Source organism: Armatimonadota bacterium (genome assembly GCA_031460175.1).
GTDB classification, from domain to species: domain Bacteria; phylum Sysuimicrobiota; class Sysuimicrobiia; order Sysuimicrobiales; family Sysuimicrobiaceae; genus Sysuimicrobium; species Sysuimicrobium tengchongense.
On the sequence record JAVKGW010000013.1, the window covers coordinates 1 to 23,059 of the forward strand.

General features: G+C 68.1%; 20 protein-coding genes. 17 read left to right on the plus strand and 3 right to left on the minus strand.

The window, feature by feature from the left end; translation table 11 throughout:
* The 3 genes from QN206_12130 to QN206_12140 all read left to right on the plus strand — a co-directional run.
* Positions 1 to 288: arsenite S-adenosylmethyltransferase (locus tag QN206_12130; GenBank protein MDR7615553.1), on the plus strand; the 288-nt coding region annotated here is incomplete at its 5' end.
* A gap of 118 nt (positions 289 to 406) precedes the next feature.
* Entirely contained in the window at positions 407 to 859 is a 453-nt protein-coding gene (locus QN206_12135) for an ester cyclase (GenBank protein MDR7615554.1), read from the plus strand.
* A gap of 1,693 nt (positions 860 to 2,552) precedes the next feature.
* Complete coding sequence (locus QN206_12140; protein MDR7615555.1) at positions 2,553 to 2,846, plus strand: ABC transporter permease; 294 nt, start codon at positions 2,553 to 2,555, stop codon at positions 2,844 to 2,846.
* Between the two features lie 742 nt (positions 2,847 to 3,588).
* On the opposite strand, the gene QN206_12145 is transcribed toward QN206_12140, so the two are convergent.
* From QN206_12145 to QN206_12155, 3 genes are all read right to left on the minus strand, one after another.
* Positions 3,589 to 5,760 (minus strand): DUF3631 domain-containing protein, encoded by a 2,172-nt coding sequence (locus QN206_12145; GenBank protein MDR7615556.1) that lies wholly within the window; start codon positions 5,758 to 5,760, stop codon positions 3,589 to 3,591.
* 262 nt (positions 5,761 to 6,022) lie between these two features.
* Positions 6,023 to 6,247, minus strand: coding sequence for a helix-turn-helix domain-containing protein (locus QN206_12150; protein ID MDR7615557.1), 225 nt, complete (start codon positions 6,245 to 6,247; stop codon positions 6,023 to 6,025).
* Between the two features lie 172 nt (positions 6,248 to 6,419).
* Positions 6,420 to 7,019, minus strand: coding sequence for a hypothetical protein (locus QN206_12155; GenBank protein MDR7615558.1), 600 nt, complete (start codon positions 7,017 to 7,019; stop codon positions 6,420 to 6,422).
* Between the two features lie 744 nt (positions 7,020 to 7,763).
* Here QN206_12155 and QN206_12160 point away from each other — a divergent pair.
* The 14 genes from QN206_12160 (at position 7,764) to QN206_12225 (ending at position 23,047) form a co-directional block, all read left to right on the plus strand.
* Positions 7,764 to 9,008 (plus strand): FAD-dependent oxidoreductase, encoded by a 1,245-nt coding sequence (locus QN206_12160; protein MDR7615559.1) that lies wholly within the window; start codon positions 7,764 to 7,766, stop codon positions 9,006 to 9,008.
* 135 nt (positions 9,009 to 9,143) lie between these two features.
* Complete coding sequence (locus QN206_12165) at positions 9,144 to 9,692, plus strand: ECF transporter S component (GenBank protein ID MDR7615560.1); 549 nt, start codon at positions 9,144 to 9,146, stop codon at positions 9,690 to 9,692.
* 65 nt (positions 9,693 to 9,757) lie between these two features.
* Positions 9,758 to 10,534: a TIM barrel protein gene (locus QN206_12170; GenBank protein ID MDR7615561.1), complete on the plus strand. Its 777-nt coding sequence runs from the start codon at positions 9,758 to 9,760 to the stop codon at positions 10,532 to 10,534.
* Positions 10,531 to 11,310 carry an aldolase/citrate lyase family protein gene (locus QN206_12175; protein MDR7615562.1) on the plus strand — a complete coding sequence of 260 codons (780 nt, stop codon included), beginning with the start codon at positions 10,531 to 10,533 and terminating at the stop codon, positions 11,308 to 11,310. Before QN206_12170 ends, QN206_12175 begins: the two co-directional genes overlap by 4 nt.
* The gene (locus tag QN206_12180; GenBank protein ID MDR7615563.1) at positions 11,307 to 12,224 is read left to right on the plus strand and encodes a 2-hydroxy-3-oxopropionate reductase; all 918 of its coding nucleotides are present in this window, start codon (positions 11,307 to 11,309) and stop codon (positions 12,222 to 12,224) included. Before QN206_12175 ends, QN206_12180 begins: the two co-directional genes overlap by 4 nt.
* Before the next feature lie 71 nt (positions 12,225 to 12,295).
* Positions 12,296 to 13,237 (plus strand): sugar ABC transporter permease, encoded by a 942-nt coding sequence (locus QN206_12185; protein ID MDR7615564.1) that lies wholly within the window; start codon positions 12,296 to 12,298, stop codon positions 13,235 to 13,237.
* Positions 13,237 to 14,100 carry a carbohydrate ABC transporter permease gene (locus QN206_12190; protein ID MDR7615565.1) on the plus strand — a complete coding sequence of 288 codons (864 nt, stop codon included), beginning with the start codon at positions 13,237 to 13,239 and terminating at the stop codon, positions 14,098 to 14,100. Before QN206_12185 ends, QN206_12190 begins: the two co-directional genes overlap by 1 nt.
* On the plus strand, positions 14,097 to 15,671 hold the full coding sequence (locus QN206_12195) for a twin-arginine translocation signal domain-containing protein (GenBank protein MDR7615566.1): 1,575 nt from the start codon (positions 14,097 to 14,099) through the stop codon (positions 15,669 to 15,671). The genes QN206_12190 and QN206_12195 overlap by 4 nt, the downstream gene beginning before the upstream one ends.
* A 29-nt stretch (positions 15,672 to 15,700) precedes the next feature.
* Positions 15,701 to 16,486 (plus strand): IclR family transcriptional regulator, encoded by a 786-nt coding sequence (locus QN206_12200; GenBank protein MDR7615567.1) that lies wholly within the window; start codon positions 15,701 to 15,703, stop codon positions 16,484 to 16,486.
* 118 nt (positions 16,487 to 16,604) lie between these two features.
* Positions 16,605 to 18,065 (plus strand): CoA-acylating methylmalonate-semialdehyde dehydrogenase, encoded by a 1,461-nt coding sequence (locus QN206_12205; protein MDR7615568.1) that lies wholly within the window; start codon positions 16,605 to 16,607, stop codon positions 18,063 to 18,065.
* Positions 18,066 to 18,089: 24 nt separating this feature from the next.
* Positions 18,090 to 18,953 carry a xanthine dehydrogenase family protein subunit M gene (locus QN206_12210; GenBank protein ID MDR7615569.1) on the plus strand — a complete coding sequence of 288 codons (864 nt, stop codon included), beginning with the start codon at positions 18,090 to 18,092 and terminating at the stop codon, positions 18,951 to 18,953.
* A complete protein-coding gene (locus QN206_12215) occupies positions 18,950 to 19,447 on the plus strand; it encodes a (2Fe-2S)-binding protein (GenBank protein ID MDR7615570.1) in 498 nt (165 codons plus the stop codon). The genes QN206_12210 and QN206_12215 overlap by 4 nt, the downstream gene beginning before the upstream one ends.
* Positions 19,437 to 21,815, plus strand: a complete 2,379-nt coding sequence (locus tag QN206_12220) for a xanthine dehydrogenase family protein molybdopterin-binding subunit (GenBank protein MDR7615571.1) — start codon at positions 19,437 to 19,439, stop codon at positions 21,813 to 21,815. Before QN206_12215 ends, QN206_12220 begins: the two co-directional genes overlap by 11 nt.
* A 5-nt stretch (positions 21,816 to 21,820) precedes the next feature.
* Positions 21,821 to 23,047, plus strand: a complete 1,227-nt coding sequence (locus QN206_12225; GenBank protein ID MDR7615572.1) for an ABC transporter substrate-binding protein — start codon at positions 21,821 to 21,823, stop codon at positions 23,045 to 23,047.
* Positions 23,048 to 23,059: the final 12 nt, after the last annotated feature.

Genomic DNA, 23,059 nt, shown 5'->3' on the forward strand with positions numbered 1-23,059 from the left:
AGAATAGCGATTTCCGATATTGCCCTTCTCAAGGAGCTTCCTAAAAGAATTCAGGAAAGCATTGAAGCTTATGTAGGTTGTGTTGGAGGGGCAATACTTATTGACGAGTATAAGAGGATTGTCGAAGCATCGGGGTTGAAGAATGTAAGAATTACAGTCAAGGGCTCCTCTGCTTGTATTGACACTAATACAAAAGACCCGATAGGCAGAGCTATTTTAGATCGCTTAGGAGACAATGAATCTCTTGAAGGGTATGTAGTCAGTGTTTATGTAGAAGGGTATAAATAAGGTGTGAGAATCTATTTTGCCTAACAAGTCGTTGCAGCGGACGGCGTTCCGCCGCCGTTGATGCCGATGCCGTTAGGCCGACATGCCAGTCGATTAGGGCCAGGGAAAGGAGGACCTTATGTCATCGTTAGAAGAGAACAAGGCCTTGGTACGGCGGTTCTACGAGGAGATCGACAAGGGGAACATCGACGCGATGGACGAGTTAGTCGCCGAGGACTACATCAACCACGATCCGCCTCCGTTCCCGGGCTTGGCCACTGGCCGCGCCGGTTTGAAGCAAGCATTCGAAATGTTCTGGAAGGCTACGCCGGGCCGCCACATTATCGAAGACCAGGTCGCTGAAGGCGACAAGGTCGTAACCCGGCTGAGAGCGGTGGGCAAGCATGAGGGTGAGTTGGCAGGGATCCCACCATCGGGTAATGACCTCGACGTAAAGGCGGTAGCCATTCACCGGATCGAGAATGGAAAGCTCGCGGAGCACTGGTCGGTAGTCGATTCCGCGGCCTTGCTGTCCCAACTGGGTGTCATCCAGCTCCCATTCGCCCCGAAGCATGGTAATGGTGCGACCTAACTCGCGGTTGGAGCCGACCGCTCGCCTGTGGCTCGCAGCGGCTCAACCGCAGTATCGTTAGGCAGACCATGGATTCTCAATCGAAACGCGATCGGGGACAATGGGTTCATCGTTGGTCCGAGGTGCTGGCACTCTCTCCTTAATCGCGGGTATCGGGTGGATGGCTGGGCGTTTCCTCATGTTCGGCCAGACTCCTGGAACCTCTCGATATATTCAGGCCAATCGCGTTTGGACTCTTGGCCTGGCCATGCTTCCGCTGGCGTTAATCAACCTCGCTGGACCGGCCCGTCAGCGTCCCGGCCTCGTCGGTGGGTTGGGTCTCTTGCTCAGTGCCTTGGGATCCTCAGCGATGGCCGCTGGCAATTTCGTAGAGTTTTATGTCGGTGAAGACTTTGGTTGGATCTTCTTTGGGGCCGGTCTGTCCCTGTTCACCATTGGCTGCGCTCTCCTGGGGTGGTTTCTCCGGGCACGGGGGGCGAGGCCAGAACTGTCCACCTACTACATACTCCAGCTTCTCGGGGTATTCGCCCTTCTAGGGTCGACTGCTGGTGCAATCGGTCTGGCGTCTTCTATTCTGTTTGCCTCTTCAATGTTTTGGCTTGGGTTTCGGCCGGCGGTTGTGGAGACGATTTGAACCAAGCTGGTTTGTGCTGCTGCCTAACACGCCTCTGGAACCGACCAGCTTCGCTGGCGGCTCAGCGGCCAATCCGTTGTACGGATCTGTGATTCCGGGAACCGACGCTGAATGAGTCTTCGATACTTCATTGGTTTGGGGGGCAGCGCCGTCGCTACGGTCGAGCGAGCCCGCGCGCTCGAGGCGGCCGGATGGGACGGTATCGCTATCGGAGACCATCGCACGAGTACTCGCCATATGTGGGCGACCCTCGGGGCTGTGGCGGCTGCTACGTCACGGGTGACGCTGCTGTCCGCATTCGCCAACAACCTCTTCCGCCACCCCGGGGACTTCGCTCGGGGTGCCGTCACTGTACACGCCATCGCGACAGGGCGGTTCGAGGGCGGCCTGGGCGCGGGGTGGTTGGCGGACGATCACAGCGTGATCGGCGAGGTCCTGCCCTCGCCTCGGGAACGTGTCGACCGGCTTCGCGAGGCGGTTGAGATCGTGGCGGGGCTGTTCCGCCAGAGGTCGTGTCACCACCGTGGCGTCCACTACCGCGGTTCAGCGCGAGCTGCCGAAGATTTTGCCCGGCCTACCCCATGCGCCACCCTTGCGGCGGGCCCTAGATCGGGACATCGGCCTCCTCCGCGTCTTCCGCCTGGCCCGGGCTGACCCGTAGCCCGGGGGCCACAGGTGGGTGGCAGACCCCGCAGACCCAGCGCCCCGGAGGCTGGAACCACCACGCCCTCTCCCCGCAGCACGGACACGGCCCCTGGGGGGCGTGGCCGTCAGGCCGTAGCGTCGCGATACGTTGCGGTACGGGCACTGGCCGCCTGCGTCAAGTACGCTGTAGGCGCTCTGGAGCTCCTCCTCCCGCCTCTCCCGGGCGGCCGCCTCCAGGGCCTGAACCACGTGCGCCCGGTGCCGGCGCGTGGCCGTCTCGGAAAGCCCGTAGTGCGCCGCTATGCGCCGGCAAGGCAGGCCATCCACCAGGGCCTGGTCGGCCTCCCGGGGTCCGGGGCCTGCTCCTGCCCGTGGCCATAACGGGAACCCCATAGCGTTCCGCAACGTTTCGGTATGGTACTGCGGGCGCTCTCCGGGAACCCCCTGCGGTCTCTGCTCACCACGCTGGGCGTGATTATCGGTGTCGCGGCGGTGGTGACCACGGTGAGCATCGGTGCCGGGGCCCGGCGCAGCGTGGAAGAACAGGCGCTAGCTACTTTGCCGTCAAAAGGGCAAATCGTGCCGCGTTTCGTCGGCTCGGCCCCGTTGCTGCGCCGAACCCTCTCACAACACGGCAGGGTGGGGTTACGCCCAAAACGTAACGTCCCCCCCGTTGCCGGCATGCCCGAGATACCCGACCCGGGGTAGACCCCCCCAAACGTACCGTCCTCTTGGGCGACGCCTGCGGCCCCCGCGCGGACGCCCCACCCCCCTCGAACCCTCGCTTCACCACTCCGAGCCGCATCAGCTCCAGGAGACCCTCTGCCGTCTCCTCGGAGAAGGACGGGAACCACGCCATTAGATCCTCCAGCGTGCCTCCGTGGTTCGTGCGGGGAAGAGGCCGGCTCAGCACCCAGTTCCCGCCGTCCTCCACAGTGCCCAGGTCCCTCGCGGCCAACCGGAGCTCCTCCTCCTCGAAGCCCGCGCTCGAGCCACGCGGTCACGAAATCCCCGACCGTGGTGCCGGCGTCGGACGGGACAGCGCCGCCCCTGATTTCTACCACCAGCTTGGCAAGCTCCCGCTCCGCATCGCGCCGGGTCCCGCGCACCCTGCGGGCCTGTTTCGCCCCCTTCTTCCTGGTCACGGGTCCCCCGCGACCGGCATCGCGTACGCGCGGCTGCGGGCGCGGTTCCCGGCGGCCCTCGCTCGGGTGGGGCCACGATCCCTACCCCTCAGTCGCGGCACTGCCCGGCAGCCGCAGCAGGGCACCGCCACTCCCACCGGTCGCCCTGCACACGGAGGGCCCGGGTGGCTTGGTTGCGGAGTTCCAGGCCGGCGCTGAGCAGGAAGGGCAGGATGAAGAGCGTCCGTGGGCCACCCATGCTCAGAGGCCGTAGTGTCGCGCTACGTCGCGGTACGAGCCCCCCGGGGCCCTGGTCGGCCTCAGCCTCAATCTCGCAGGGCCTCCGCCGCGTACACCTCGTCCGGATCCCGGATCTCGGGTACCGGGGTGGAGCCGGCGCTGGAGAGTACGTCCGGAGGGATCCTGCCCGCCGGGATTCCGCGCCAGCCACACCGGCTGCACACCGGCCGTCCCCCCAGGACCGCCACCGGGCTGCCGCAGCCCTCGCAGAGCCCCCGAGACCTCCTGCGGGCCCGGGCGGCCTCGGGGTCCTCCTGGGGGAGCGGCTCAGGGCCCACGGGGCCGGGATCCTCCACCCAGGGTGGCGGCCCTGCCTCCGGGTCGGGGGGGATGTCCGGGACCTCCTCTTCGTGCAAGGGGTCATTTTCTGGGCCCCAAAGCTCCACAACCTCCACAAGGCCGTCATTTCGCGGGTTTGGGCCGTTTTCGAATCCTCCACAACCCCCCTCCTGTGGAGGATTGGGTTGTGGGCCGGAATGCCCGTCATTGCTGGGTTGTGGAGGATGTGGAGGATTGAGGGTGTTAAACCAGCAATATCGGAGCCAAACATCCTCCAGGGCCGCCCTGGAGTAGCCCTTGACTCCGGCCCTCTCACCCAAGCGCCGCTTCTCCGGGTGTACCCCGTACCGGCGGAGGATCCTGGCCAGGGTGTGCGCGGTCAGCCCCCTCCCCTTCCAGTCCCTCCAGGGGGCCTCGGGGTCCGACCTGAGGTCGTCCACGATGGTCTCCGTCCGGAGCCAGTCGGCCTGGCGCTCCTCGAAGACCAGCTTCAGGTCCGCGAGGAGCCGGACCCCCACCGACTCCCGGTTCAGGTCCTGGCCGTCCCCCTCCAGGGCCTGGGCGGAGGCCTCCAGGTCCCCGAGCCGGGAGGGGTCGGCCGCCTCCACCACCGCCCAGAGCACGCTCCAGTTGTCGGCTGCCCGGTCGTGCATCCAGCCCGGCGGCTCCGTCCGCAGGTAAGCCTCCCGCACCCGGGCCTCGTTCGCCGTGGCCCACGCCTCGAGCCGCCGGCGGAGGTCCTCGGTCTCGGCCCGGACGCGGAGCCGCCGGAACCGCTCCACCCTCTCATGAGGCGCGCGCCGGTGCATGTAGATGCGAATACTACGATCGGCGAGAACATCCGTGAGCGAGCCGATCAGCGCCACGGCTTTGAACCCGAAGCAGTCGAACGGCTCCAAGCGGAACTCGCCCTTCGTCTTGGTGACCCGGTAGACCGGCCTCCCACGGACATGGCCCGCCGCGAGCAGGTCGTGGAGCGCGGCGGACCGCTCCGTACGATCCCCGAGTTGCTGCGCTTCGTCGATCAGCAAGGTAGGCCGCTTCGCCTGGACCACTCGAAACAACGCGGCCTCCGAGATGTTTGCGGTGGCGACCGGCTCGCGGACCACGAAGCTCAGGAGGTCAAGCAACGTGGTCTTCCCGCACCTCCGCTCAGCGCTGGTGATGGCCAAGTACGGCGCGACCTCGAACGCGTCCACCACCCACGTGGCCATCGTCCACGCCGCAAGCGCCAGCGGCGCGCCCTGTGGGAGCACGAGGTAGCGCGTGAAGTACCGCTCCAACTCGCGCAGCAGCTCCGCGCCGTCCGGCGCTTCCGGAGGACGCCACCGGACCGCCTGCTGCAGCAGCCGCTCCACGTCCGCGCGGGTGGCCCCCTGCGCCACGAAGTCCGCGGCGTCTCCGCCGGGCGGTGCGTCGGGCCAGTTCACCACGTGGATGTCGTGGTGCCCGAGCGCGTACAACCTCCGGGCGATGCGCTCCATGTGCGAACACCCCGGCTCGTCGTGGTCGGGCCAGAGGTACACGGTCTGGCCGAGGAGGGGGCGCAGGGCTTCATCGCCGGGTGTCGCACTCGCACCGGTCACGGTGCCGACTGCCGGAAGTCCCAGGCGGAGGAGGGCGTCTGTGGCCTTCTCGCCCTCGCACACCACGACGCGATCCGCGTCCCCGAGCAGGTGGATGCCGTACAACGGGAGGCTCTCAACACGGGCCCCGTCCAGACCGGGGCGGCCGTCGGGCGACCACCACGACAGCTTTTTCCCGGCCGGGCCGTCCTCGCGGACGTGGACCGCCACGAGGCGGCCGTCGGGCGCGCGGACCTCGTACCGGGTAACGGTCTTCTTCGCCCGCTCCCGCTTCGGAGCCGCGCCACCGTCCCGTTCAGGCCACAAGCCCCGCTCACGCAGGGACTCAATCACATCCTCTTGCCGGCAGCCTGCGCCGCACCAGACCAGCACCTTGCCGTCGCGCACGCTGACGGATAGCGACGGATGTTGATCATCATGGCAGGGGCAATGGCTTAGACCTGTCGGTCCGGGCTTTGTGCACGGACATCCCGGGCGGCTGCAGCTGAGGGCTTTTCGAATTTGCGAAGCAAACAATTCGTGTGGTAAGCTGCTCATGGGAACTGCACCTCCTTTTTTCTCCGGCCGCGCCCGCACGCGCGGCCCCGCTTTTCACCTAACGGCGCGTCTCCGTCTCCGGGGCCGCCTCGTCCGTGAGCCGGCCGAGGAGCCAGCCCTCAAGCCCCGCCCGGACGAGGTACGTCCGCCTCCCGAGCCTCACGACGATGCGGTCCGGCACGCGCCCTCGCTGCAGGTGCGCGTAAAGCATTCTCGCGCTCACCCCGAGCAACCGGGCCGCCTCTTTGACGGTGATGAGTAACCTCCGATCGTCCTGCATCATGGCGTCTCACCTCCACCCATCACGATGCACGCCGGAGGGCGTGATGGGAATGTGCACGTGCTGCGCACGCCCTCTGGCTGGAAGCCGCTCAGGATGCGGGTTCTGGCGAGATCGGGCCAGGCGAAAAAGTGACACCCCGGCGGGGTGACGGGACTGGGTTGTGGGTCTGGGGCTAAGCCAACTGGAGGAGCTCGGAGAGGCGTCTGAGCAGCTGCAGGTCGCGCTGGTAGCCTCCGTACCGGCTGGCGGGGTGCGCCGGGGGGTGTTGACCGGAGGCGATCACGGCGAGGCTTCGGATGAGCCAGTCGATCTTTGCATCACTCCGCACCCAGCCGCGCCGCCCGTTGCCCAGGCAGAGCTGCGCCGCCAGCTTCTGTCTTCGCTCTTCGGGAAGGCCGCTGCCGATCAGATCCTGTGCGGTAATCTCGTCCCACGTCCTGCGCAGGACGGGCCGCATCTGCCGGATCGCGGCCCGCTCCGCGCGGCTTGCGGCATCGGGGGTTTGCGGCAACACCTCGCGCCCTTGGGGCGTGACGCCTGGGCTGCGCACCACAACGAACGGGGAGATGGCGGCAAACGCGAGTAGCCGCGGGTCGTACCGCCTGTAGCGGGCGTACGCCAGCAGCAAGTTTCTCGCGATCCTTTCAGGGCTTGTCCATGGCGGGCGTGGGAGACGGATGCCGGCCTCCCGGAGCCGGTCCAGCAGTTCGGGTGCGAGTTGTTCCGCCTGGTTGCGCACGTGCAGTCCGAGGTCCCGGAACGATTCGTTCATCAGCTCCCGCAGCGCGCGCGACGTCATCTTGGTCGCGAGGGACTGGCGGAGTACTTTAAGCGACACCGGGTGGCGTACGTACCGCGATGGCGTACGGGGTGGGCGTCCGCGAGGGCGAGGTGCAGGGGTCGTCGCCTGCTCGGGGAGCCGACGGACGTGCTCCTGCAGAAGTGGGCGGACCACGCCTTCCTGCTGCTTGAGGATCCTCCGCAGGACCTGGCGGGCGGTTGCTTCAAGGAAAACTGTTGAGATTCGGCTGTTGTTCTTCGCACCACTGCGGGGTACACTACTCATGAGGCGAGCAGCCTCCCTTTGCGCATGGCCCCAGCGACCCGCACCGCCGCTGGGGCTCGTTTGTCCTTAGTCTACTACGCCCTATCTTCGCGACGCCTCCAGAGCATCTCCACCACCTCTCCGGTCCCCTAGTATCCTGGGACAGGTACCCACTGGAAGCAGGTCCACATTGCGTAGGACCCCGAAACACCTCCACCCGCTCCGCGCGGCCCCGGGACCGCGACCTCGGGAGTTGCCGCCAAATTGCCGCCAGACACCAGGGAAAAGGTGGTAAAATGAGGCTACGCTAGGAGAAGAGGAAAGGCTAGAACCCGCACAGGACGTGAATTCCGGGGAAGAGGGGAAGTGGGGGGAACACCCAGGGCGCCCTCTCAAGGCGGAGACGGGGATTCGAATTCCCCTGGGGCCACCAACTCCATGTCCCCGGGCCAAGAGCCGGGGAGGGCTCCCGTGGGCAAGCCGGACGCCGTGGTGGTGGGAGGGGGTGCGGTCGGCCTGTGCTGCGCGTGTGCCCTGGCGCGCGAGGGCATGCGGGTGCTTCTCCTGGAGCGGAAACGCCCCGGGGCCGGTGCCTCCTGGGGGAACGCGGGACTGGTTGCGCCCTCCCGCAGTGTTCCCCTGGCGGAGCCCGGGATCGTACGACGCGGCCTGCGCTGGATGCTGGATCCCACGAGCCCCTTGTACGTCCCCTTGCGGGCAGATGTGGGCCTGATCCAGTGGCTCTGGAGGTTCCGGAAATTCAGCACCGCGGCCCACCTGCGCCGCAGTCTGCCCCTTTTGGTCGGCCTCCAGCGGTGGAGCCTGCGCCTGTACCGGGAGCTGGAAGGGCGCGGCCTGGACTTCGGGTTCCGAACGTCGGGAACGCTTGCCGTCTTTCAGAGTTCCCGGGAGCTCGCGTCCTTCCTCGGGGAGGTGGATCTGCTCCGGAGCCACGGGATCCCCGCGGAGGTCCTGGGCCCGGACGCGGCCCTGCAGAGGGAGCCTCTCCTGCGACCGCAACTCGCGGGGGCGGTCTACTTTCCGGAGGACGCCTATCTGGATCCGGCCCGCCTTGTGGAATCCCTGGCCGCCTACGCGGGTGAGCTCGGCGTGGAGATCCGGAACGGGGCTGCAGGGCAGCGGCTGTGGCGCCGGGGAGGAGAGGTCTCCGTGGAGGTGGGGGACTCCTTCCTGCATCCGGCGACGGTGGTGGTGGCCGCGGGTGCGTGGAGCGCGCCCCTCCTCCGGACCGCGGGGGTCCGGATCCCGGTCTTGCCCGCCAAGGGCTACGCGATCACGCTCCCGCACGCGGCCCCGCCCGGCCGTCCCCTGATGCTGAGCGAGGCACGGGTGGCGGTGACCCCGCTCCGGGGACCCGGTGGGGAGGCACGGGTTCGGCTCGCGGGGACCCTGGAACTAGGAGTTGCGGAAGAGGGGATCAACCACCGACGGGTGCTTGCCATCCGGCGGGCTGCGTCCAGATACCTGGATCTGGATCCTTCCGGGGGAGAGGTGTGGGCCGGGCTCCGGCCCTGCACCCCGGATGGCCTTCCCGTGGTGGGGAGGCCGCGGGGGTTCAGGAACCTGGTGGTGGCCACCGGCCATGGAACCCTGGGCATCTCCCTGGCTCCCGTGACCGGCGAGCTGGTGGCCTCCCTTGTCGCGGGGCGTCCTTTGCAGGAGCTCGATCCCCTAAGCCCGGACCGGTTCTGCTAGGGAGCGACGGATCCCGGGCACACGCCCCTGTTGACCCGGGGGCCGCCGTGCGGACCCGAGCAGGAATGCGCGCCCAGGGCAGAGAAGGAAAGTCCCCCGTCATCCGTCCAGATTCCAGGCAGTGGAGGAGCGTCCATGCGGGCACAGCGGATGGTGATGACGGGGCTGCTCGTGGCGGTGGCCTTCCTCCTCATGGCCACGGTGCAGATTCCGATCCTCCCTCAGGCACCCTTTCTGAAGTACGATCCCAGCGACGCGGCGGCCCTCGTGGGCGGGGTCCTCTACGGCCCCGGCACCGGCGTGCTCGTGGTGCTCCTCAAGGACGTGCTCTTCCTCCTGTTCCGGGCGAGAGGGCCCTTCGGGCCTGTTGCGGACTTCATCGCCGCGGGCACGTTTGTGGCGGTGACCGCGTGGGCCTACCGGCGCATGGGAGGCGCCTTCCCCCGGCGGCTTCTCTCCGCGGCCGTGGTCGGGATGGTGGCGCGGGTGCTGGTGATGATCCCCGCCAACTTCGTGATCCTGTACCTGGAGTTCGGGATGCCGCCGGCCCGGGTGGCGGGGATGCTGCTCCCCGCCATCGTGCCCTTCAACGCGGTGAAGGCGGCCCTGAACGCCCTCCTGGCTTTGGCGGTGGCGGAACCTCTGGGCCGCTACCTTCCCGTGCCGGAGCTTCCCGGACGCTAGGCCCAGCAGGATTCTGCGGCTCCCACGGCCAACTCTCGTCCGGAGGACTTGCGGGAGGGCTCCCCGTGCGGTTCGCGGTCAACCTCTCCATGTTGTTCACCGAGTTCCCCTTCCTGGAGCGGTTCCAGCATGCCCGCCAGGCGGGATTCTCCGCGGTGGAGTTCTGGTTCCCCTACGAGGAGGATCTGGAGGCCATCGCCCGGGAGCTGCGACGTCTACGGCTGGAACTCGTGCTCTTCAACCTGGAGGCGGGGAACTTCGCCGCGGGAGAACGGGGATACGCCTGCCATCCGGACCGGCGGCAGCGGTTTCGGGAGACGGTGGAGCGGGGGATTGAGGTGGCGCGGCGCCTGGGATGCCGGCGGCTCAACGCGCTCGTGGGAAATGTCCTGCCTCACGTTCCCCGCGCGGACCAGCGGCGGATCCTGGTGGAGAACCTCCGGGAGGCGGCCCGGGCCATGGAACGCTGGGGCATCACCCTGCTCTTCGAGGCCCTCAACCCCTACGATGCCCCGGACTACTTCCTGCACTCCTCCGCGGAGGCCTTCGCGATCCTGGAGGAGGTGGGAGAGCCCAACCTGCGGTTCCAGTACGACGTCTACCACATGCAGCGCAGCGAGGGGAACCTCACCCACACCATTACCCGACACGTGGACAAGATCGGCCACATCCAGATCGCGGACTCCCCGGATCGCGGGCCGCCCGGTACGGGCGAGATCAACTTCCGCTACTTGCTGGGCCGGATCGCGGCAAGCGGCTACGGGGGATACGTGAGCGCGGAGTACCGACCCCACGGGCCGAGCGCGGAATCCTTCGGGTGGATGCGGGAGGTGCTGCCGTGATCGCGAACCGGATCAAACGCCGGCTGCAGCAGGACCTCCCCGTGATCGGGCACTGGCTGAGCTTCCCGTGCCCGGCGGTGGCGGAGCTGCTGAGCGCCTTGGAGCCGGACTGGCTTGTGGTGGATACGGAGCACGGGCCCAGCAGCTGGGAGACGGTGGAGGACCAGCTGCGGGCCATGCGGGGCACGGGCGTGACGCCCATCGTGCGGGTCGCGGCGAACGATCCCGCCCTCATCAAGCTGGCCCTGGATCGTGGGGCCATGGGGGTGATCGTCCCGCTGGTCAGCTCGCCGGAGGAGGCGCGGAGGGCCGTCCTGGCTTCCCGGTATCCCCCCGAAGGGATCCGGGGGGTTGCGGGGACCCGGGCGAGCCGGTATGGCCTAGACCTCGCGGAGTACTTTGCCGCCTGGAACCGGGAGGCCCTGGTGATCTGCCAGGTGGAGACCCTTCCGGGACTGGAACAGGTGGAGGAGATCGCCGCCGTGGAGGGGGTGGACGTGCTGTTCGTGGGTCCCAACGACCTCTCCGCGAGCGTGGGGCATTTCCGGCGCTTCGAGGCCCCGGAGTACGAGGAGGCGGTGCAGAGGGTGCTCGCGGCCGCCCGGCGACGCGGCAAGGCCGCGGGATACCTCGCGTCGGATCCGGAGGAGGCGCTTCGCCGCATCGCGCAGGGATTCCGGTTCGTGGGAATCGGCAGCGACAGCCGCCTGCTGGCGGCCGCGGCCTCCTCGGTCCTGCGGCGGGTACGGACGGGTCTAGAGGAGAAGGCGCCATGAGGGTATCGCCGGAGACCACTCGGGTGGGCGTGGTCGGGCTCGGGATCATGGGCAAACCCATGGCCCGTAACCTCCTGCGGGCCGGGTACCGACTCGTGGTGCACAACCGGAGCCGAGCGCCCGTGGAGGAGCTGGTGGCCCTGGGGGCCGTGGACGGGGGGTCTCCGAAGGGCGTCGGGCAGGCTTCGGACGTGGTCCTCACCGTGCTTCCGGATACCCCGGACGTGGAGCGGGTGATCTTCGGCCCAGAAGGACTCCTCGAGGGGATGCGACCGGGGTCGGTGCTCGTGGATATGAGCACCATCTCCCCCGCGGCCACCCGCGATTTCGCGGAGCGGCTGCGCGCCCGGGGGATCGAGATGCTGGACGCGCCCGTGAGCGGGGGACAGCGGGGCGCGGAGGAGGGAACCCTGGCCATCATGGTCGGCGGCTCTCCGGAGGTCTTCCAGATGTGCCGCCCCCTTTTCGAGGTCCTGGGACGGCACATCGTGCACCTGGGCCCCAACGGGGCGGGGCAGGTGTGCAAGGCCTGCAACCAGATCGTGGTGGCCCTCACCATCCAGGCGGTTTCCGAGGCCCTGGTGCTGGCGGAGCGGGCAGGGGTGGATCCCGCGAAGGTCCGGGAGGCCCTGCTGGGGGGCTTCGCGTACAGCCGCATCCTCGAGTTGCACGGGCAGCGGATGCTGGAGGGCAACTTCACCCCGGGCTTCCGGGTGGAGCTGCACCACAAGGATCTCCGCCTCGCCCTGGAAGCCGGGCGCACCTACGGGGTGCCCCTTCTCGGGACCGCCGTCGTCCACGAGCTCCTGGGCGCTCTGGTGGCCAGAGGCCGCGGGAAGCTGGATCACTCGGCCCTGTTGTTGCTGGCGCGGGAGCTGGCGGGCGGAGGTGGGCTTGACGCAGGGTCCGTATAATTGAGGCGGATCGGGTCGGTGGGGGCGACCTTGGGCAAGAGGGTCTGCAGGACGGACGCGGAGAGGGCCGGATGAAGTCGTCCACTGCCGCCGTCCGGCCCTTGGCGGGCGTTCTCGCCCGGGGGGGGCGTTGGCTGCGGAGGGAGCGGGTCCTGGCCCCTCTGCTGGTGCTGCCCGCCTTCCTGTACGTGGCCCTTCTCGTGGGCCTTCCCTTCCTCTACGCCCTCTACCTGAGCCTCACGGACGCCACCACCGGCAACCCCTACGGGAGCTTCATCGGGTTCCGGAACTTCTCGGAGGTGGTTCAGGACCGGGTCTTCCGGACGGCCCTGAAGAACACCTTCGTCTTCACCCTCTCCGCGCAGGGCGCGGTGATCCTGCTCTCCAACGTCCTGGCCCGGGCATTGAGCGTGGACTTCCGGGGCAAGGGATTCGTGCTCTTCCTGCTCCTGCTCCCCTGGGTGGCGCCGGTGTCGCTCTCCACCATCGGCTGGCTGTGGATCCTCCACGCCCGGTTCAGCGTCCTGGACTGGGTGGGCTGGCAGTTGGGGCTGCTGCCCCACGGCCAGAACACCTTCTGGCTTGGGAGACCGAATCTCGCCATGTTCTCCGTGGTGATGGTGCACGTGTGGCGGATGTTGCCCTTCGCCACCGTGATTCTCCTGGCGGGCCTCACCGCCCTTCCCCGGGATCTTCTGGACCAGGCGGAGGTGGACGGTGCGGGGTTCTGGCGGAAGCTCTTTCAGATCGAGCTTCCCCTGTTGCTTCCCATCATGAGCGTGGCGGTGCTGTTCGGCACCATCTTCACCTTCACGGACATGGCGGTGGTGTACGTGCTCACGCGGGGGGGACCCTTTGACACCACCCAGGTGCTCAGCAGCCTCGCGTTCTTCAAGGGCATCGTGGGCGGAAACCTGAGCGTGGGCGCGGCCATCTCTCTCTTCCTGTTCCCCGTGCTCCTCGTGGCGGCGGTGCTCATCCTGCGGGCCGCCCGGCGGGCGGAGGTGACGTAATGGCGGATCGACAGAGGTGGGGGCGCTGGCGGCGCGGTCTGCGGGTCGGCGGACGGGCCCTGATCCTCGGAGCCTTCTGCACCTTCACCGCTTTCCCGTTCGCCTGGATGCTCATCACCGCCTTCAAGCGGAACTCCGACCTGTACAACCCCGTGAACAACCCCTTCTGGTTCAATGAGCCGCCGACCCTGGAACATCTGGAGTACGTGTTCACGAAGACCCTGTTCGCCAACTGGATCGTGAACACGGCCCTGGTGGGCGTGGCGGTGGTGGGCATCACCCTCCTGTTGGCCCTGCCCGCGGGCTACAGCCTCAGCCGTTTCCTCGGGGCATGGGGGACCCAGCTGGGGATCGGCATGTTCCTGGTGTACCTGGTCCCCCCCACCCTGCTCTTTATCCCCCTCGCGCGGGTGGTGAGCGAGCTCCGGCTGCACAACACCCTGTGGTCCCTCATCCTGATCTATCCCACCATCACCGTGCCCTTCGCCACCTGGCTGCTGATGGGGTTCTTCAAGTCCATCCCCCCGGAGCTGGAGGAGCAGGCCCTGGTGGACGGGTACAGCCGGATGGGCGCCTTCCTCCGGGTCACCCTGCCCCTGGCGGTTCCCGGCATCATCGCGGTGGTGATCTTCAGCTTCACCATCTCCGCCCAGGAGTTCGTCTACGCCCTCTCCTTCGTGACCAACGTGGCCCGGAAGACGGTCAGCGTCGGCGTCCCCGCGGACATGGTACGAGGGGACATCTTCGACTGGGGGCCGCTCATGGCGAGCGCCTTTTTGGCCAGCGTTCCCGTGGCCGTCCTGTACTACTTCGTGATGGACAAGTTCGTGCGTGGGTTCACCACGGCAGGAGCCATCCGATGAGAAGGGGGGTGTCGGAGAACATGCCGGACGAGAGGCAGGAACTGCGGTGGGTGCGGGTCGCGGAGGGAAGGTGGCGCCTCGTGACCCGGAGGGAGTTCCTGAAGCTGGTCGGAGCAGGGCTCGGCGCAGCGGCCTTTGGTCCCTTCGTCTTTACGGAGAAGACCGCGGCCCAACCCGTGACCCTGCGCATCCTGCAGTGGCGGCACTTCGTCCCGCCCTACGACGAGTGGTTCAACAAGGTGTTCGCGCCCCGGTGGGGGGAGAAGAACGGGGTCCGGGTGGTGGTGGAGAACGTGGGGCTTGCGGAGATCCCCGCCATTGCCGCGGGCGAGGCGGCCCGGGTGGCCGCGGGCGCGGATCCGGGACACGACATGATCCAGTACCTCACCCCGCCCGCCACCCTGGAGCGGCAGGTGGACACGGAGGCCCACCGGGAGGTCATCGAGGAGCTCCGGCGCAAGGTGGGGCCGTACATCCCCCTCGCGGAGAAGAGCACCTACAACCCCGTGACCCGGCGGTACTTCGGGGTCTCGGACAACTTCGTGCCCGACCCCATGCACTACCGGGGATGGATGTGGCGGGAGGCCTCCGCGAAGGCCCTGGGCCGCTCCACCACGGGCCCTGTCACCTGGGACGACGTCCGCAAGGTGGGTCGGGAACTGCGGCGCATGGGCCACCCCGTGGGCCTGGGTCTGAGCCAGGAGATCGACACGGGCATGTGGCTCCGGAGCCTCCTGTACTCCTGGGGCACGGGTGAACAGGACGAGGGCGGCAACGTGATCCTGGACGTGCCGCCCTATCGCCAGCGGACCATCGACGCGCTGAAGTTCGTTCGGGATCTCTACAACGAAACCATGTTCGCGGGGGTCTTCGCGTGGACCGCGGCCTCCAACAACGAGGAGTTCCTGGCAGGCCGCATCTCCATCGCCATGAACGCCATCTCCATCACCCGCACGGCCCAGGCCCTGGCGGCCCAGGCCCTCAAGCGGGGGGAGGATCCCAGAACCAGCAAGGCCGTGCTCCTGGCCCGGGACACCCTGATCACGGAGCGGGCGCCCCAAGGGCCCGCGGGCGCCCGGGGTCTGGAGCACGTCATGGGGGTCTACTTCATCTGGCGGAACCGGCCCCGGCCCGTGCGGGAGGCGGCGAAGAAGCTGCTCATCGACCTCATCCTCAGCTACGACCCGGAGGTGGCGGCGCGGGAGGGCTGGCCGCCGGGGAAGTTCCAGGCCTCCCAGGCGTACGACTACCCCACCTTCGAGAACGCCATCCCCAAGGCCAAGCGGCTCGCGTACCTCCGCAACGATCCCGTGAGCCGGGCGGCCGGGGATCGCCCGGACAAACTGGTCACCATCGAAACCGCGTACGAGTGGGCCCACAACGTGGGCTGGCCGGGTCCCTCGAGCGCGGCCATCGACGAGGTGTTCAACACCTGGATCCTCAACGTGATGTTCGCCCGGGTGGCCCAGGGGATTGACACGCCGGAGCAGGCCCTGGACGCCGCGGCCCGTCAGATCCGCCGGGTGTTCCAGAAGTGGCGGGAGCAGGGGCTCGTGGGCGGCCGGCGGTGAGAACCCGGGGGAGCCGGGACAGGGGGGGCGTGCGGCGGAGCCAGGGAATCGTTCCCTCCGTCCTGCGGGCCGTCCGGATCCTGGAGGCGGTGGGAGACGCCGCGCGCCCCCCGACCCTGGGGGAGCTGGCGCGGACGCTGGGGATTCCCAAGAGCAGCCTGCATGATCTCTGTGCCACCCTCCTGCAGGAGCGCCTGTTGGAGCGCACGGACGGAGGCGGCTTCCGGATCGGGGTGCGGGTGTTGGACTTCTACCGGGCGTACGACACCACCACCCACCTCGGTACGGAGTTCCACCGGGTGTGCGAGGAGATCATTCCCCGGCACGAGGAGACCATCGTGCTTTCCGTTCTGGACGGCCGGGAGGTGGTGTACGTGGCCTGCCGGAACGGGACCCAGCCCATCGCGGTGAACTACCGCATCGGACTTCGCCTTCCGGCCCACACCACGGCCACGGGGAAAGCCATTCTGAGCACCCTCCGGGAGGAGGAGGTCCGTGCCCTGTTCTCCGGAGAGCCCCTCGCACGCCCCACCCGGCACAGCATCGGGCAAGTGGAAGCACTCCTCGAGGAGCTGCGGAAGACCCGGGCCCGAGGGTACTCCGTGGACGATGAGGAGACGGTGGAGGGCATGAGCTGCGTGGGGGCCCCGCTGTGTGCACCGGGAGAGGTGCGTGCGGGCATCGCCTTCAGCATGGTGAAGGCCCGAACCCGACGGGATCGCCTTCAGGAGCTCGGCCGGAAAATCCAATTCCTCGCCACCGTGCTGTCCGAGCGGCTGGGAGGAGCTCTCCCAACCCGTCTCTCGCGGGGATGAGACCCCTTGACAAAAGCCCAAGGAGCTGCTGAGCTGGATCCGGTTGTTCCAAATTTCGAATAATGTCCGGATATACGAACACCCGGGGAAGGCGGAGATCCGCACGGAGGACGCGAGGATGCGGGGCGTGGAGGTTCAGGAGGTCCTGAACTGCGTGGGTGGGGTGTGGGACAGACCCCGAGGGCAGGAGGCCCTGCCGGTCTACAACCCCGCCACCGGAGAGGTCATCGCCCGGGTGGGAGAGAGTGGCCCTGAGGACGTGGACCGGGCGGCCCAGGCCGCCCACCGCGCCGGCGCGGAGTGGCGCCGCACCCCGCCCGGAGAGCGGGTGCAGTACCTGTTCCGGTTGAAGCGTCTGCTGGAGGAGAACCTGGAGGATCTTGCCCGCACCATCACGGAGGAGTGCGGGAAGACCTACCAGGAATCCCTGGGAGAGTTGCGGCGGGGCATCGAGAACGTGGAGGTGGCCTGCGGGATTCCCAGTCTCATGCAGGGCTACAACAACGAGGACATCGCCCGAGGCATAGACGAGTACATGTTCCGGCAGCCCGTGGGCGTGGTGGCCGCCATCACGCCGTTCAATTTCCCCGGCATGATCCCGCTCTGGTTCTTGCCCTACGCCATCGCGTGTGGCAACACCTTCATCGTGAAACCCTCCGAGCGAACCCCGCTCACCATGCAGAAGATCATGCACCTCGTGGAGCAGACGGGGCTCCCTCCGGGCGTGGTGAACGTGGTGAACGGCGCCAAGCAGACCGTGGACGCCATCCTGGATCACCCCCTTATTCGGGCCGTGAGCTTCGTGGGCTCCACCCCGGTGGCGCGGTACGTGTACAGCCGGGCCGCGTCGAACGGCAAGCGTGCCCAGTGCCAGGGCGGTGCGAAGAATCCCGTGATCGTCCTCCCGGATGCGGACTTCGATCTGGTGCCCCGGATGGTGGCCGATTCCGCGTTCGGATGCGCCGGGCAGCGGTGTCTGGCGAGCTCCCTCGCCCTGGTGGTGGGGGAGGCCAGGAAACCCTTCCGGGAGGCCATCGCGGACCTCGCCCGCACGCGGCGGGTGGGCTACGGCCTGGATCCCGGAGTGGAGATGGGGCCCGTGATCCGGCGGGAAAGCCGGGAGCGCATCGAGGGGCTCATCGCGAGGGGCGCGGAGGAAGGGGCGCGGATCCTGGTGGACGGTCGAGGCACCCGGATTCCGGGATACGAGGGCGGGTTCTTCGTGCGGCCGACGGTGCTGGAGGAGGTCCCTCCGGAGGGGCTCATTGCCCGCACGGAGATCTTCGGGCCCGTGCTGGGCTTGATCTACGTCCGGGACCTGGACGAAGCGATCGAACTCATCAACCGGGGAAGCTACGGCAACATGGCGTGCCTGTTTACCCGCAGCGGGGCGGCGGCGAGGAAGTTCCGGTACGAGGCCCAGGTGGGGAACATCGGGATCAACGTGGGGGTGGCCCAGCCCATCGCCTTCTACCCCTTCGGGGGCATGAAGGAGAGCTTCTTCGGTGACCTCCACGGCCAGGGCCGGGACGCGGTGGAGTTCTACACGGAGAAGAAGATCGTGGTGGAGCGGTGGTAATCCTCCGTTGACGGCACCACGGGGATGAAACCGGCACCGTTTCGGTACGTGCGGCCCCAGACCCGGGAGGAAGGACTGGAGGCACTGGCCCGGTACGGCGAGGACGCCAAGGTGCTGGCCGGGGGCCAGAGTCTCGTCCCCCTGATGAACCTGCGGCTCGCCCGCCCGAAGGTGTTGGTGGACATCAACCGCATCCCCGCGCTGGGAATCCTGGAGCGTCGAGATGGGGAGCTGGTCCTCGGCGCGCTCGTCCGCCACCGGCAGCTTGAAGGGGATCCACGGGTATGGGAGGCCTGCCCCATCCTGAGCCGGGCCGCGGCCTGTATCGGGTATCCCGCCATTCGAAACCGTGGAACGGTGGGAGGGAGCCTCGCCCACGCGGACCCCGCGGCGGAGCTCGGTTGCGTCCTTCTTGCCACGGGAGCCGTGGTGGTGCTGGAGTCCTCGAGGGGCCGTCGGGAGGTGCGCATCGAAGACCTGTTCGTGGGGCCCTACACCACCTGCATCCGGCCCGATGAGCTCCTGGTGGAGGTCCGGATCCCCGCCTGGAGAGAAGGTACGCGCTGGGGTTTTGCGGAGTTTACCCGTCACGAAGGGGGGTTCGCCCTGGCCCTGGCCGCTTGCGTCGTCCACCTGGATGGAGAGGGCAAGGTGACCTCCGCCCGGGTGGCGGTGGGGGGCGTGAGCCCCCTTCCCGTCCGGCTTCCCGAGGCCGAGAAGAGCCTGCGGGGTGCAGGGCTCTCGAAGGAGGGGATCGCGCAGGCCGCCGCCTGTGCCCTGTCCCTCGAGGACTATGACGACGTCCACGCGCCCGCCTGGCACCGCCGGCAGCTCGGTCGCTGGCTGCTGCTCCAGGCGCTTCAACAGGCCGCGGGAGGGGGAAGTTGAGGGATCGGATTTCCATCGCCCTGCAGGTCAATGGAAAGCCCTACCGCCTGGAGGTGGAGCCGCGCCGGCTGCTGGCGGATGTGCTGCGCCGGGATCTGGGGTTCACCGGCGTGCACCTGGGGTGCGAACACGGGGTGTGCGGGGCATGCACGGTGCTCCTGGATGGAGAGCTCGTGCGTTCGTGCCTGATGTTCGCGGTGCAGGCGGATGGATGCGAGATCCTCACCGTGGAGGGTCTGAACGCCTCCGGAGATCTTCACCCCATCCAGCGGGCGTTCATCGAGGAATTTGGATTTCAGTGTGGGTTCTGCACTCCCGGCATGATCCTCGCCGCGTACCGTCTGCTGCAGGAGCGCCCGCGCCCCTCAGCGGAGGAGATCCGTCGGGCCCTGGCAGGAAACCTGTGCCGGTGCACGGGATACGCGGACATCCTCCGATCCGTCCAGCGGGCCGCGGTCCTCCTCGCCGAAGCGGAGGAAACCCGTGCTCCCTAGCGGCCGGTACGTGGGCCGGCGGGTTCCCCGGTGGGAGGACCGACGGTTCGTACAGGGCCGGGGCCGATACCTGGACGACCTGAACCTCCCGGACCAGGTGGAGGTGGCCTTCGTCCGAAGCCCCCATGCCCATGCGCGGCTTCTGCGTGTGGATGTGGAGGCCGCGCGGGGGCACCCGGAGGCCGTGGGGGTGTATACCTGGGAGGATCTCCAGGGGCTGCTTCGCCCCTACTGGACCATGCCGCGGGGGCCCATTCGCCAGGCGCGCGTCACGCCCCTGGCGAGCGGAAAGGTCCGGTGGGTGGGAGAACCGGTGGCTGTGGTGGCGGCGCGGGATCGGTACGTGGCGGAGGATCTGTGCGAGCTCGTCACGGTAGAGTACGAGCCGTTGCCCGCGGTGGTGGACGCGCTGGAGGCCATGCGGCCGGAGGCGATCCGGCTGTATGAGGAGTGGCCGGACAACGTGGTCTCCCACCAGACCTTCCAGGCAGGGGATCCCGAGGCCCAGCTGGCAGGTTGTGCCGTGGTGGTCCGCGAGCGCTTTCGCAGCAACCGCGTGACCGCGGTCCCCCTGGAGGGGCGCGGGATCCTCGCCCGATGGGACCCCCTGGAGGAGACCCTTACGGTGTGGATGGGCCACCAGGACGTCCACTTGGTCCGCGCCGTGCTTTCGGAGGTCCTGGGGCTTCCCTTGGGTCGCATCCGGGTGATCAGCCCGGACGTGGGGGGAGCCTTCGGGATCAAGCTGCCCGTCTACCCCGAGGAGATGGTGGTGTGCGCCCTGGCGCGGATCCTGCAGCGGCCCGTGAAGTGGGTGCAGGACCGGAGGGAGAGTTTGCTCGGCGACACCCATGCACGGGAGGCCGTGGTGGACGTGGAGGCGGGCTTCGACGCCGAGGGGCAGCTCCGGGCCCTGTGGGTCCACATCGTCAGCGATGCGGGCGCCTATGCGGTGGCCGGACGGGGTCCTGTCATCGAGGGGAGCATGCTGGCCCGGGAGCTTCCCGGCCCCTACGACCTGCGCCACTACGCCTACACCCTGGACGTGGTGATGACCAACAAGGCGCCCGTGGCCGTGTACCGGGGCGTGGCCATCCCCGTGAGTACCTTCGTCATGGAACGGGTGATGGACCTCGCCGCGGATGCCCTGAAGCTGGACCCCGCGGAGATCCGGCGCCGGAACCTCGTCCGCACCTTCCCCTACTCCACGGTCACCGGGCACGTGTACGACGCGGGCCGGTACCTGGAGGGCCTGGAGAAGGTGCTGGAACTTGTGGACTACCGGAGATGGCGGGCAGAGCAAGCCCAGCTGCGGGCGCAGGGACGGTACCTGGGCATCGGGATTTGCTGTCTTGTGGACGCCACCGCCCGGGGAGGTGGATTCTACGGCCGGCTGGGGCTGAAGGCGGCAACCCAGGAGGGCTGCATCCTGCGCATCGACCCCGCGGGAGGGGTCACCGCGGCCCTGGGGACCACCACCCAGGGGCAGGGGTTGCACACGGCGCTCGCGCAGCTCATCGCGGACACCCTGGGGGTTCCTCTAGAGCGGGTCACCGTGGTGATGGGGGATACGGCCACCACCCCCTATGGGGGAGGGGCTTGGGCCAGCCGGGGCGCGGTGGCGGGCGGGGCCGTGGCCCTGCTGGCGGCGCGGAGGCTGCGGGAGAAGGTCCAGCACATCGCGGCCCACCTCCTGGAGGCGGCACCGGAGGACATCGAGCTGGCCGACGGGCGCGCGTTTGTTCGAGGCGCTCCGACCCGGAGCCTCTCCCTGGAGGAGATCGCCCACACCGCGTACTTCGTGGCCGCGGACCTCCCCCGGGGCATGGAGCCGGGATTGGAGGTGATGGTGCACTGGGAGCCGGAGATCCCCGCCACCTTCGCCTACGCGGCGCAGGCGATGGTGGTGGAGGTGCAACCCGAGACCGGTGCCGTGGACATCCTGAAGTACGTGGTGGTGGAGGACTGCGGTCCCATCATCAACCCTGGGCTCGTGGACGGGCAGCTGCGGGGCGGGATCCTGCAGGGGCTGGGCCAAGCCCTCTACGAAGACCTCGTGTACGATGCCCAGGGACAGCTGCTCACCTCCACCCTCATGGACTACATCCTTCCGGGAATCCACGAGGCGCCGGAGATCGAGATCCACCACATGTCCACCCCCTCCCCCCGGACCGTGGGAGGCCTGCGGGGGATGGCGGAGAGCGGGACCGCGGGGGCGCCCGCGGTGCTGGCGAATGCGGTGGCAGATGCCCTCAAGCCGTTCGGGGCGGCGGTGACCGCCCTCCCGCTCTCCCCGGCACGGGTGGTGGAGCTGATCCGGAAGGGAAGGGAGCGAACGACGGAAACATCCCACACGGAAGGAGGGTGAGGCGGATGAAGATCACGCGGCGGGAGTTCCTGAAAGGAGTGGTGGCGGGAGGGGCGGCTCTGGCCCTTCCGGAGGGTCTGCGATCCATCGTCCACGCGGCTCCCCGGGAGCCCATCCGAATCGGCTTTCCCGCTCCGCTCACGGGAGCCTTTGCGGACGAGGCGAACTACATGGTGCAGGGAGCCACCCTGGCGGTGGAGGAGTTCAACCGGGCCGGAGGCGTGCTGGGCCGTTCGGTGGAGCTCTTGGTGCGGGACGACCGGTTGAGCCCGGACGAGGGGGCCCGGCGCGCGCTGGAGCTCATCGAGCGGGAGCGGGTGCACTTCCTGGCCGGGGTCCTTTCTGCCGCGGTGCAGCTGGCGGTGAACGAGGTGGCGAAGCGCCACCGCCGGATCTTCGTCTCCACCAGCCAGTCGGACAAGATCGTCATGCCCCCGGACTTCAGCCCGTGGACGTTCCACGAGGCCCTCACGCCCTGGATGACCTCCACCGCCCTGGCCCGGTACGTCCTGCGGGAGGGACGCGGGAAGCGGGTGTACATCCTGTACGCGGACTACGCCTACGGTCAGGAACACACCGCCGCCTGGCGCCGCGTGATCGCGGAGGTGGGAGCAACCTTGGTCGGCGTGGACCCGCATCCTCTGGGCACCACGGACTACTCCGCGTACCTCCCGAAGATCGTGGCGGCCCGCCCGGACGTTCTGGTGCTGAACAACTTCGGACGGGACATCGTGAACTCCGCAAAGCAGGCGGTGGAGCTGGGTCTCAAGCAACGGGCGCAGATCGCGGTGCCCATCATCCCCACTGCCGCGGCCCTGGAGGCGGGCCCGGAGGTGCTCGGAGACGTGGTCTGCGCCTCCAGCTACTGGTGGGAGGTCCAGGAACGGATTCCGAAGGCGAAGGAGTTCAACACGAAGTTCAGCCGGCGGTTCAACCGGGTTCCCTCGGACTACGCGGCCTACGCCTACAGCGGGGTGCGGGAGCTACTGGAGGCGGTGCAGCGGACCGGGACCACGGACAGCGATCGGGTGGCGAAGGCCATGGAGGGTCGCCGGTACGCCCACTACAAGGACACCCAGTACTGGCGCGCATGCGACCACCAGTCCGTCCAGACCATCTTCCTCCTACGGGGACGTGAGCGGCCACGGGGGGCGTACGGGCTGTTTGACATCGTGGGCACCGTGGAAGGGGAGCGGGTGATCCCGAGCTGCGAGGCCCTGGGACACCGGTAAGGGAGGCGACCC